General features: G+C 60.2%; 9 protein-coding genes. All 9 read left to right on the forward strand.

The genetic code is table 11. The annotated features are described in order from the left end of the window. Window positions 1-235: 235 nt before the first annotated feature. On the forward strand, window positions 236-1,258 hold the full coding sequence (locus ACQZ6D_RS21615; RefSeq protein WP_013762325.1) for a LacI family DNA-binding transcriptional regulator: 1,023 nt from the start codon (window positions 236-238) through the stop codon (window positions 1,256-1,258). A gap of 103 nt (window positions 1,259-1,361) precedes the next feature. Then, window positions 1,362-2,816, forward strand: coding sequence for a xylulokinase (gene xylB / locus ACQZ6D_RS21620; RefSeq protein WP_448730129.1), 1,455 nt, complete (start codon window positions 1,362-1,364; stop codon window positions 2,814-2,816). A 239-nt stretch (window positions 2,817-3,055) separates the two neighbouring features. Further along, window positions 3,056-4,366 (forward strand): xylose isomerase, encoded by a 1,311-nt coding sequence (gene xylA, locus ACQZ6D_RS21625; protein ID WP_003516221.1) that lies wholly within the window; start codon window positions 3,056-3,058, stop codon window positions 4,364-4,366. Window positions 4,367-5,136: 770 nt separating this feature from the next. Next, window positions 5,137-6,516, forward strand: coding sequence for a GH1 family beta-glucosidase (locus ACQZ6D_RS21630; RefSeq protein ID WP_025595048.1), 1,380 nt, complete (start codon window positions 5,137-5,139; stop codon window positions 6,514-6,516). Between the two features lie 285 nt (window positions 6,517-6,801). Continuing rightward, a complete protein-coding gene (locus tag ACQZ6D_RS21635; protein ID WP_003516226.1) occupies window positions 6,802-7,431 on the forward strand; it encodes an NAD(P)H-dependent oxidoreductase in 630 nt (209 codons plus the stop codon). Between the two features lie 295 nt (window positions 7,432-7,726). Further along, a complete protein-coding gene (locus ACQZ6D_RS21640; protein ID WP_013762329.1) occupies window positions 7,727-8,827 on the forward strand; it encodes a methionine ABC transporter ATP-binding protein in 1,101 nt (366 codons plus the stop codon). Continuing rightward, complete coding sequence (locus ACQZ6D_RS21645) at window positions 8,817-9,485, forward strand: methionine ABC transporter permease (protein WP_003516230.1); 669 nt, start codon at window positions 8,817-8,819, stop codon at window positions 9,483-9,485. The genes ACQZ6D_RS21640 and ACQZ6D_RS21645 overlap by 11 nt, the downstream gene beginning before the upstream one ends. Window positions 9,486-9,538: 53 nt before the next feature. Then, window positions 9,539-10,318, forward strand: coding sequence for a MetQ/NlpA family ABC transporter substrate-binding protein (locus ACQZ6D_RS21650; protein ID WP_003516232.1), 780 nt, complete (start codon window positions 9,539-9,541; stop codon window positions 10,316-10,318). 196 nt (window positions 10,319-10,514) lie between these two features. Further along, window positions 10,515-12,764 (forward strand): bifunctional diguanylate cyclase/phosphodiesterase, encoded by a 2,250-nt coding sequence (locus ACQZ6D_RS21655; protein ID WP_003516234.1) that lies wholly within the window; start codon window positions 10,515-10,517, stop codon window positions 12,762-12,764. Window positions 12,765-12,766 lie beyond the last annotated feature (2 nt).

The raw sequence follows: 12,766 nt of genomic DNA on the forward strand, positions 1-12,766 counted from the left end.
GCTAAAATGACGGAAGTTGTTGGTCAGCCCCGATAGTCTGCAGCCTGTTGATTTTATTGATGTGTCTAAATCCTTGGGAAAAGCCGAGGGATGACGCCGGGCAAAGGCGCACACCCGCAGTTTAGAGATGGAAATAAAGCGAAATCATCATCTTGCTGAAAATGTGAGGTACGTACATCATTTTTCGGTTTACGACGGCGGCAAAGCTGGATATTCAAATGGCACGGGAGGAAACATGAAGCCGACAGTTCACGATATCGCCGAGCGGGCGGGTGTCAGCCTTGCCACCATCGACCGGGTGCTGAACATGCGCCCCGGCGTTCACGCCGCTACTCGAGCGCGGGTGGAGGCGGCGATTGCCGAGCTTGGTTATGTGCGCGATATCGCCGCCGCCAATTTGGCTAAGGGTCGCAATTATTCACTGGTCTTCATCCTTCCCGGCAACGACAATTCCTTCATGGCGACGCTGCGAGCCGAAGTTCGTGCCGCAGCCGCCCGTGCCCATCTGGAGCGCACGGCGATCCGCGTTATCGAGGTGCCGCCTTTCAATGCCGCGGCACTGACGGAGGCGCTGGAAGTCGCGCGGCGGGAAAAGCCGTCGGGCGTCGCCTTCGTCGCCACCGATTCTGAGGATGTTGCCGAAGCCGCAGACCGGCTGGCCGAAGATGGCATCGCCACCGTCACGCTGGTTTCCGATCTCTCCGGTTCGCGCCGCGACCATTATGCTGGCGTCGACAACGTTGCGGCCGGGCGCACGGCGGCTAGCCTCATGGGGCGCTTCCTGTCCGGGCGCGGCGGCGATATTGCGGTCGTTGCCGGCTCCATGCTGGTGCGCGACCATCGCGAACGCCTAGATGGCTTCCGCTCCGTCATCGAAAGCGAATTTCCGGACCTGCGACTATTGCCGGTCCTCGAAGGCCGGGACGATCCCGTCACCGTCGAGGCGCTGGTCACCAAGGCGCTTGCGAGCGACGCGCTGTCCGGCATCTACAGTCTCGGCGCCGGTAATCGCGGCCTCATCCGGGCGCTCAGGGCGTCATCGGGCGAAAGGTCGCCATCCGTCATCGCCCATGAGCTCACCGAAAACACGGCCAATGCGCTGCGGGAAGGCGTGCTCGATGCCGTGCTCAACCAGGATGCAGGGCATGAGGTGCGCAGCGCCATTCGCGTGTTGAAAGCGCGCGCGGATGGTCTCGCTGTCATTGCCGCGCAGGAGCGTATCCGTATCGACATATTCCTCAGGGACAATCTGCCCTGAGGAGAGCATTTCCAGGAAAAGTGGCCGCCGGTTTTCCGTCCGGAAATGCGGTGACCCTTAAAACCGCTGAAGTGGCGCAAGGAGCGCCGGAATGGAGAATTACATGTATCTCGGTCTCGATCTTGGAACATCCGGTGTCAAAGCCCTGCTGATGGACGGCGATCAGAAGATCGTCGGCTCGGCCAACGGCTCGCTGGAGGTCTCGCGCCCGCATCACGGCTGGTCGGAACAGGACCCGGCGGACTGGATCGCCGCCACGAAAACCGCAGTCGAAGGTCTGAAGCAGAAGTTTGCGAAGGAACTCGCTGCCGTGAAAGGTATCGGCCTTTCCGGCCAGATGCATGGCGCGACGCTGATAGACGCGAGCGGCAATGTGCTGCGGCCGTGCATTCTGTGGAACGACACGCGCTCCTATGCCGAGGCTGCCGAACTCGATGCCGATCCGCGCTTCCGCAAGATCACCGGCAACATCGTATTCCCAGGCTTTACCGCACCGAAACTGGCTTGGGTGGCGAAGAACGAACCTGAAATCTTCGCGAAGGTGGCCAAGGTACTGCTGCCGAAGGATTACCTGCGACTGTGGCTGACGGGTGAATATATCTCGGAAATGTCGGATTCCGCCGGCACATCGTGGCTGGATACCGGTGCGCGCAAATGGTCTGCCGATCTTCTGGCGGCGACCGGCCTTGAAGAAAAACACATGCCGTCGCTGGTCGAAGGCACCGAGGAGGCAGGTGTGCTGCGTGCCGAGCTCGCCTCGCAATGGGGCATTGCGGGCAAGGCCGTGGTGGCCGGCGGTGCGGGTGACAATGCCGCTTCCGCCTGCGGCATGGGCACGGTGAAAGAGGACCACGCGTTCGTTTCGCTCGGCACTTCCGGCGTGTTGTTTGCCGCCAACGCCTCCTATCTGCCGAAGCCGGAAAGCGCCGTACACGCGTTCTGCCACGCGCTTCCCAACACATGGCACCAGATGGGCGTCATCCTGTCCGCTACCGATGCACTCAACTGGTATTCGCGCCTCACCGGCAAGTCCGCAGCCGAACTGACGGGTGAACTGGGCGACGAGCTTCTGGCGCCGAGCGGCGTCACTTTCGCACCCTATCTTTCCGGCGAGCGCACGCCGCATAACGATGCCGCCATTCGCGGCTCTTTCATTGGCCTTTCGCATGAAAGTGACCGCAGGGCGCTGACGCAGGCCGTGCTGGAAGGCGTGACTTTCGCCATCCGTGACAATCTCGAAGCGCTGAAGTCGGCCGGCACCTCCATTTCCCGCGTCACCGCCATCGGCGGCGGTTCGCGCTCGGCCTATTGGCTGGCCTCGATCGCGACTTCGCTCGGTGTGCCCGTGGATATTCCGGCCGAGGGCGATTTCGGCGCCGCTTTCGGCGCCGCCCGCCTCGGTCTCATCGCTGCAACAGGTGCAGATCCGGTTGCAGTCTGCACGCAGCCGGAAACGGCGCGGACGATCGAGCCGGTGGTGGCGCTTGGCGATGCTTATGAGGAGGCTTACCAGCGGTATCACGCGCTTTATCCCGCCATTCGGCCGCTTTCGCATTGAGGTTTTGCGTGCGCCGTTCACCCCTCTCTGCCCTGCCGTGCATCTCCCCCACAGTGGGGAGATCGACAAGCGGCTAGGTCACGTCCTCCTGTGAGGTCGCGATCGAAGCGATTGAGCGCAACTTGCTGATCTCCCTCCTTGTGGGGGAGACGTCCGGCACGACAGAGGGGGTAAGCGGCCCGCGCAGACCTCGAATTTTTGAACACCACCTAAACCCACCCCAGAGGAGGAACCATCCAATGAGCACAGGCTTCTTCGGCGATATCGCCAAGATCAAATATGAAGGCCCCGACAGCACCAACCCGCTCGCCTTCCGCCACTACAATCCCGACGAGATCGTTGCCGGAAAGCGTATGGAAGATCACCTGCGCTTTGCCGTGGCTTACTGGCACACCTTCACCTGGCCGGGCGGCGACCCATTCGGTGGGCAGACGTTCCAGCGTCCGTGGTTTGAAGACACCATGCAGGCCGCCAAGCTGAAGGCCGATGTCGCCTTTGAATTCTTCTCGCTGCTCGGTTCGCCGTTCTATTGCTTCCACGACGCCGATGTGCGCCCGGAAGGCAGGAACTTTGCCGAAAACACCAGGAACCTCAACGAGATCGTCGACTATTTCGCGCAGAAGCAGGCTGATACCGGCGTAAAGCTTCTGTGGGGCACGGCGAACCTGTTCTCCAACCGCCGCTTCATGTCGGGTGCCGCGACCAATCCGGACCCGGATGTCTTCGCATTCTCGGCTGCGACGGTGAAGACCTGCATGGATGCCACCAAGAAGCTCGGCGGCGCCAATTACGTGCTATGGGGCGGTCGTGAAGGTTACGAAACGCTGCTCAACACCGATCTTTCGCGCGAGCTGGATCAGCTCGGCCGCTTCCTCAATCTGGTTGTGGAATACAAGTACAAGATCGGTTTCGAAGGCACGATCCTGATCGAGCCAAAGCCGCAGGAGCCGACCAAGCACCAGTACGACTACGACGTCGCAACCGTTTATGCGTTCCTGCAGAAGAACGGTCTCGAAAAGGAAGTGAAGGTCAATATCGAGCAGGGTCACGCCATCCTCGCCGGCCATTCCTTCGAACACGAACTGGCCATGGCCAATGCCTTCGGCATTTTCGGCTCCATCGACATGAACCGCAACGATTACCAGTCTGGCTGGGATACCGACCAGTTCCCCAACAACGTACCTGAAATGGCGCTGGCCTATTACCACGTGCTGGCCGGCGGCGGCTTCACCAATGGCGGCACCAACTTCGATTCCAAGCTGCGTCGTCAGTCGCTCGATCCGCAGGACCTGCTGATCGGCCATATCGGCGGCATGGATTGCTGCGCCCGCGGTCTGAAGGCGGCAGCGAAGATGATCGAGGACGGCGCGCTGTCGAAGCCGCTTTCGGAGCGTTACGCGAAGTGGGACGCACCTGAAGCCCAGAAGATGTTGCGCGGCGAGCTGAAGCTCGAAGAAATCGCAGCGCTGGTCGAGCGCCAGGATATCAACCCCGAGCCGAAGTCCGGTCGTCAGGAATATCTGGAGAACGTCGTCAATCGTTACGTTTGACGGGCTGGTACGTTCATAAACAAAGGACGGGGGAGCATCCCCCGTCTAGAGGCTGGTTAAAGCCGCAAAACCTCTCCTCCGTCATCCTCGCGACATGCCCGAGGATGACGTCGTATCTGCGGTGTACGGCCCCCGTGCGGTCTCCGGGCCCGATGCTGCAGATAACATTCCATAAAGTGAGACTAAGAAGGTTGCGATAGCCGGATTAGGGGGCATGCTCACCGTCTGCTGCCAAAGGCGAGAACAATTCCGCGCCACCCCTCCTTTCTTTCCAGTCAGTTACCGCAAAACCTTTCCCCGCATGTCCCCACCCGTCCATTTTGCTGCATTATTCCCCTGCAACCGGAACGGAAGGGCGATACGCGCGGCGCCTTTCGCGGACCGGCTGCCGGCATCGACAAGCGTGGTTCTGGCAAACCGCGTTCCGGAAAGGCGTCCCGCAATTGCCAGCAGCGGGAAGGGCCGATCCGGTAGGTGTCGTGAAAAGGCTGTCACCGATGGACCGGCATTCCGGTCGGACAAGGCGCGGCCCGGCAGATGCAAGACTTTCCACCACACTCAACTCCCATCCGCATTTGCCGGGCTGTCCTTTCTCCCGCCGCCGGGAAACCGTTGCGGCGACTTTCGTGTACCTAAAGCGCTTTGGATATCTTAACCGCGCTGCTGAAACGTTGCAGATTTTGCGTGCCTGCGGCTGTACCTCATTGCTGACTTGGTCTAAACCGCTCTCCATCTTTTGACGCTCGATGGATGACGAAAGGGCCTATCCGATGACCGATCACAAAGCGCTTGCAGCCCGTTTCCCCGGCGATTTCCTGTTCGGCGTGGCGACCGCCTCCTTCCAGATCGAGGGTGCCACCAAGGTTGACGGCCGCAAGCCATCCATCTGGGATGCCTTCTGCAACATGCCGGGACATGTCTTCGGGCGCCACAATGGCGACGTTGCCTGCGATCACTATAATCGCTGGGAGGATGATCTCGATCTCATCAAGGAAATGGGTGTCGAGGCCTATCGTTTCTCCATTGCCTGGCCGCGCATCATTCCCGATGGCTTCGGTCCGATCAACGAGAAGGGGCTGGATTTCTACGACCGCCTCGTCGATGGCTGCAAGGCGCGCGGCATAAAGACCTATGCGACGCTTTACCATTGGGACCTGCCGCTGACACTGATGGGCGACGGCGGCTGGGCCTCGCGTTCCACCGCCCATGCCTTCCAGCGTTACGCCAAGACCGTCATGGCACGGCTGGGCGACCGGCTGGATGCGGTGGCGACCTTCAATGAGCCCTGGTGTGCGGTTTGGCTCAGCCATCTCTATGGCATTCATGCGCCGGGCGAGCGCAACATGGAAGCAGCCCTTGCGGCCATGCACCACATCAACCTTGCCCATGGTTTCGGCGTCGAGGCGTCCCGCCATGTTGCGCCCAAGGTGCCGGTCGGACTGGTGCTGAACGCCCATTCCGTCATCCCGGCCTCCAATAGCGACGCCGACCTGAAGGCAGCTGAACGGGCATTCCAGTTCCACAACGGCGCGTTTTTCGATCCGGTCTTCAAGGGCGAATATCCGGCCGAAATGATGGAGGCCCTGGGCAGCCGCATGCCGGTGGTGGAGGCGGAAGACCTGTCCATCATCAGCCAGAAGCTCGACTGGTGGGGCCTGAATTATTATACACCGATGCGCGTTGCCGACGACGCCACCGAAGGTGCGGAATTCCCCGCCACCAAACCAGCCCCGGCCGTCAGCGATGTCAAGACCGATATCGGCTGGGAAGTCTATGCGCCGGCGCTGCACTCGCTGGTGGAGACGCTCTACGAGCGCTACGAGCTGCCCGATTGCTACATCACCGAAAATGGCGCCTGCTACAATATGGGCGTCGAAAACGGCGAGGTGGATGATCAACCCCGTCTTGACTATTACGCCGAACATCTTGGTATCGTTGCTGATCTGGTGAAGGACGGTTACCCCATGCGGGGTTACTTCGCCTGGAGCCTGATGGACAATTTCGAATGGGCGGAAGGGTACCGCATGCGCTTTGGCCTTGTGCACGTGGATTACGAAACGCAGGTTCGTACGTTGAAGAACAGCGGCAAATGGTACAGCGCGCTGGCATCGGGTTTTCCGAAGGGGAACCACGGTGTGATGAAGGGGTGAGGCTTTCTCCCTCATTCCTGTGACAAGCACAGGGATGAGGGTGGAAAGGCTGGCTCGTGTGTGAACTTTACCTGCTGTATTCCTCACCAGGAAAGTACACGATCGCTCTCCCCAATAAAGTTCTTCCACCTTACTATCAGTTTTCCAAACTTTTTTGCCAGTTACCCGGCAGTGCCTGCTTGCGCCTGCCATCCTGTCTCCTATGTCAGGCAGGCTACGCAGACGTAGCGCCTGCTGCTGCCTCATCCGGAGCGGTGCGGGCTGGTCCTCCCAGGGAAAACGAACATGCTTATCGAAAAACTCAACTGGCGTTATGCCACCAAGAAAATGGATCCTTCCAAGACTGTTGCGGAAGACAAGGTCGAGCGCATCGTCGAAGCCGCCCGGCTGGCGCCTACTTCCAGCGGGTTGCAGCCGTTCGAAGTCATCGTCGTTACCGATCCGGAAGTGCGCGCAAAGATCCGCGAGATCGCCTGGAACCAGGCGCAGGTGACTGAAGGCTCGCATCTTCTGGTGTTTGCGGCGTGGGATAACTACACGCAAGAGCGGATCAACCATATGTTCGATCTGGTCAACGAAGAACGTGGCGTCAAGAACGAGGGCTGGGAAGCGTATCGTCAGAAGCTTCTCTCCTCCTATCCGCAGCGTGATGAGCAGGTGAATTTCGAACACGCAGCCCGTCAGGCCTATATTGGTTTCGGCATGGCGGTGGCGCAGGCTGCTTTCGAGGGTGTGGATTCCACACCGATGGAAGGTTTCGATCCGGCCAAGCTGGATGAAATCCTCGGCCTGCGTGAAAAGGGCCTGCGCTCCGTCACCATCCTGCCGCTCGGATACCGCGAGCCGGAAGGCGACTGGCTGGTGAACCTGAAGAAGGTCCGCCGCCCGCTTGAGGAATTCGTCAGCCGCGTCTGATTTTCACGCACTCGCGAAGTCTTGACTGCCGCAGGGCCGCACAGACGGCTTTGCGGTAGATTTTTTCTCTGATTTCAGATAATTGAAAAATCATCCCTGTTAAAAGATGGCGCCTGCGGGCAAGTATGCGCCATCGAATTGCCGATCCCCGGCATTTCTGAGTGAAAGCCTGACGAAATGACCCGGAAAATCAGCTGTCATCGAATGTGCCGGAAGGCTGCATGAAGAGAGCGGTTCAGCACCGCAACAGGATTTTTTGAGACCCGATCCGTCAAGAGTTTTCGCAGAGTTCCCAATGAGTTTTTCATCCAACGCGACATCGCTCGCGCGCGCACCGCAGACTGCCAAGGACGCGATGGTCACGTTTGAAGGCGTGACCAAGACCTTTGGCGGCAGCGATGGCAAGCCGGGCTTCGCAGCCCTCGCCGGCATTGACTATGTCGTGCCGAAGGGTTCCATCACCGGCATAATCGGCCGCTCTGGTGCCGGCAAATCCACCCTCATCCGCCTCGCCAACGGCCTTGAAAAACCGTCGTCCGGCCGGGTGGTCGTCGACGGCGTCGATGTTGCCGCCCTTGATGAGAAGAGTCTGAGGACCCTTCGCCGTTCCGTCGGCATGATCTTCCAGCACTTCAATCTCCTGTCGTCGCGCACCGCTTTCGACAATGTGGCGCTGCCGCTAGAAATTGCCGGTCTCGGTAAAAAAGAGATCGAAACGCGGGTAACGCCGCTGCTCGAACTCGTCGGCCTTTCCGACAAGGCGAAGCGTTATCCGGCGGAACTGTCGGGTGGGCAGAAGCAGCGTGTCGGCATCGCCCGCGCGCTTGCGACGCAACCCAAGCTGCTGTTGTCGGACGAGGCGACGTCCGCGCTCGATCCGGAGACGACCCAGTCCATCCTTGAACTCCTGAAGCGGATCAATGCCGAACTTGGGCTGACAGTGCTGCTCATCACCCACGAGATGGAGGTGGTGAAGACCATCGCCTCGCAGGTCGCCGTCATCGACAGGGGCCTGATCGTGGAGGAGGGGCGCACCTTCGATATTTTCACCGCGCCGAAACACGAGACGACCCGCAGCCTGCTGTCGTCCTCGGTCGGGGTTAAGCTGCCGCACTGGGTTACATCAGGTTTGAAGCCGGAAGCCGCGGAAGGTGACCGCGTTCTCGTGCGCCTGGTGTTCTTCGGCGAAACGGCATTCCAGCCGCTGACCGCGCGTCTTGTTGCGGAAATAGGCCCTGACGTGAACATCCTTGCCGGCACCATCGAGGAAATTTCCGGTGAACCATTCGGCTCGCTGGTTGTGTCCTATCCGGCCACGGCGGAAATCACCGCCCGCGCCGGCCGCTTTTATACTGAGACCGGTCTTCACACGGAGGTGCTCGGTTATGTCGCCTGATATGCTTTTCAACCTTCTGTCGAAGGGTCTTCTGCAGACGCTGCACATGGTCGCGGTCGCCGGCATCGTCGGCTCCATCATCGGCGTGCCGATGGGCGTTTTCCTTGCCACCAGCGGCAAAGGCGAACTCTTCCCCGCGCCGATGACGAACCGCATCCTCGGCCTTGTCGTCAATGCGGCGCGCTCCACGCCCTTCATCATTCTGGTGGTGGCGATCATTCCCTTCACGCGGCTGGTCGCCGGCACTTCCATCGGCACCAGTGCGGCCATCGTGCCGCTGACGGTTGCCACCGTGCCTTTCATCGCGCGGCTGGTGGAAGCGGCGATCCGCGAGGTCGACAAGGGCCTGATCGAAGCGGCCCGCGCCATGGGCGCAACACCGTTGCAGATCGTCACCAAGGTCCTGCTTGCGGAAGCAAAGCCGGGCATCACGCTGGCGCTTACCCTCACGCTCGTCAGCCTCATCGGTTATTCGGCCATGGTCGGTGCTGTCGGCGGCGGCGGATTGGGTGATCTCGGCATTCGCTACGGCTACCAGCGCTTCATGCCTGACGTGATGCTGGTCGTGGTGCTGGTGCTGATCGTGCTCGTACAGCTCGTGCAGAGCGCCGGCGACCGGCTTGCCCGCAGCTTCGACAAGCGCACCCGCAAGAACTGATAAAACCGTTCAAGAACAACAAACCCAAGAACAACAAACCCAAGGAGACATCCATGAAGAAAATCATCCTCGCGGCTTCGCTCGCCGCTCTCTTTACCGCCGGTCAGGCGCTGGCCGAAACCATCAAGATTGGTGTTACACCTGCCGAGCACGCGCAGATCATGGAACAGGTCAAGAAGATCGCCGCCGCCAAGGGACTGGACATCGATATCGTCGAGTTCTCCGACTACGTCGTGCCGAACCAGGCACTGGCAGACGGTGAGCTTCAGGCCAACTCCTTCCAGCACCAGCCTTACCTCGACAACCAGATCGCTGACCGCAAGTTCGATCTCGTCAGCGTCGGCACTACCATCACCACGCCGATGGGCGTTTATTCGAAGAAGGTGAAGAGCCTTGACGAGCTGAAGGACGGCGCGACGGTCGGTATTCCGAACGACCCGACCAATGGCGGCCGTGCGCTTCTCGTTCTCGCTTCCAAGGGTGTGCTCAAGGTCAAGGAAGAAGCCGGTCTGAAGGTAACGCCTGCCGACATCACCGAAAACCCGAAGAACATCCAGATCGTTGAACTTGACGCTGCGCAGTTGCCGCGCTCGCTGGATGACACCGACGCGTCGGTCATCAACACCAATTATGCCACGGCAGCAGGCCTGAACCCCAAGAAGGACGCCATCGCCATCGAAAGCGAAAAGTCCCCTTACGCAAACGTCATCGCCGTTCGTGCGCAGGACAAGGACAAGCCGTGGGTGAAGACGCTGGTGGAATCCTACCACAGCCCGGAAGTGAAGGCCTTCATTCTGGAGAAGTTCAACGGCACGGTCATTCCGTCCTGGTAATCAGGCCTGACACGATTGAAGTTGCAGCCTCTCCCGTTCGCGGGGGAGGTTTTTTGTTTGCGGGGCGAACGCATCCGCGGTTTTTATGAAAATCCCCCACCATTGTGGGGAGAATTTTTCTCTATTTCACCCCTACTGTCGTTTTATACCCGTTGTTTTTTGTGGCGTCGCCACAATCCAACTTAACGGCTTTTGAATGTTTCCTTCGCAAGATGATGCTTTCGAAGGGGATTTTATGCGGATTGCGCCGCGAAACATTGGGGAATATTTGCCGGTCGGGCGTAGAACCGCCGTCGGCGTCGTGTTGTCCACATTTGCGCTGGTGCTTCTCATTGTCACCGCGCTGGTCTTGTCTGCTCTGAGCCAGGTCAGGGAAAGAGCGAACTCGCTCGACAATGCCCGCTCGCGAGAGACAACGGCGGGCGCCCTTGTCACCTTCCGCGACCAGCTTGGCGCGACGCTGAACGACTACGCCGCCTGGGACGATGCTGCCGACTATGTCTACGCCCCCGACAGGTTCGACTGGGTGGCGAGCAATTACGGCGAGATGACGGTCAACAGCGATCTTTTCGATACCGCCGTCGTCCTCGACGAAGACGGCAAGGTCCGCATGGCCTACCAGAACGGCAAGCCGGTTGCCTGGAAGCCCCATGACTATTTCGCAGAAGGCCTCAAGGAGATGATCGAACGGGTGCGCTCCATGCGTCCCGGCATCGCGTCGCAGGTCACCGGTTTCGTGAAAACCCGCGACGGCGTCGCGGCTACGGGTGTCGCGCTGGTGCGGCTCAAATCCGGGGTCTTGCCGCCGGTCGGGTCCGAGCGGCGATATCTGATTTTCGCGCGTCATCTCAAACAGGCGACGGTAGACAAGCTGGCCCGCAACTACGTCATCGATGGTCTGCAACTGCAATATGGCGACGGACCGGCGACCAACCATGTGGATGTCGTCAATCCGCTTGGCGATGTGCTGGCGCGGCTCGTCTGGCGCTCGCAGCTGCCGGGGGACGTGAGCTTCCATGAGGCCCGGCCGGTCGTCTTCACGGCACTCGGCATTGCCGGAACGTTCTTTCTCGTACTTCTCATCATCGGTTCGGCGACGCTCGACCGGCTGAAGGCTGACGAGGCGGCGGCGAGGGAAGAGGCGCTGCGCGATCGTCTGAGCGGGCTCAGCAACCGCGCCGGGCTGTTTTCCAAGCTGAACCGCATGGTGGGCAAGGCCCGCCACGACAAGACCGATATCAAGCTGCTTTACCTCGATCTTGATGGTTTCAAGGAGATCAACGATTCCTACGGTCACGCTGCCGGCGATCGGCTGATCAAGGGCGTTGCGGCGGCGCTCAGGGTGCTTGTGCCGGAAGATGCCGTGCTCGCGCGGCTCGGCGGCGATGAATTCGCCATCGCCATTCAGGGCAACGACGTGTGGTCGGAAGGCCGCAAGCTCTGCCAGGCGCTGCTCGAACTGTTCACCGAGCCGTTCAGCATCGGCGAGCGGGTGGCGAGCATCGGTTGCAGCATCGGCACTTCCGTCTCCAGAGCCGGTGATATCAACGGTGAGGAACTGCTGCGCCGCGCCGACATGGCCATGTATCAGGCCAAGGAAAACGGGCGTGGGCGTTACGTCGCCTACGAGCTGAAAATGGATGCGCTGCGCGAGGAAAAGCTGCAGCTTGAGGCCGATCTGCGTTATGCCATCCTGAATGACGAGATATCGGTGGTCTACCAGCCGGTCGTCAACGCCGCCACGCGCAGTATCACCGGGGTGGAAGCGCTTGCCCGCTGGCAAAGGCCGGGATACGGCTTCGTGCCGCCGGATATCTTCATCGCCGCTGCCGAAACCAGTGGCCTTATCGAGCGGCTCGGCCTTCTGGTGCTGCGCAAGGCCTGCGAGACGGCGGGTCAATGGCCCTCCATCAAGCTCTCGGTGAATATTTCACCCGTTCAGTTCCGCAATCCGGCCTTTTCCGGCAACGTGGCGGATATTCTCGCCGCCACGCAGACGCCAACCGCAAGGCTGCGGCTGGAAATGACCGAGGGCTATTTCATCCAGAATCCGGAGCGGGCAAGTGCGGCAATCGACAAGCTGAAACAGCTTGGCCTGCATATAGCGCTCGACGATTTCGGAGCCGGTTTCGCCAGCGTCGGATATCTGCGCCGCTTCGGTTTCGACCGCATGAAGATCGACCGGTCGCTTGTCATGGCCCTGGAGCAGGGTGGGCGGTCACTGGAAATGTTGCAGGCAACCGTGGCGCTTGCGAAATCTCTCGATATCCCTGTCACGGCGGAGGGCGTCGAGACAGAAGAACAGGCGGCTATCTTGCATCTGTGTGGCTGTGACGAATTGCAGGGCTACCTGTTCTCAAAACCCGTCGCCGCTGAAGAGATTACCGCCATGCTGGAGGAGCAGACGGCGCCGCTGTTTGCGCTTCGGGCAGGGGCAAAAGGGTGATC

The organism is Agrobacterium sp. 22-3639C2 (assembly GCF_053522105.1).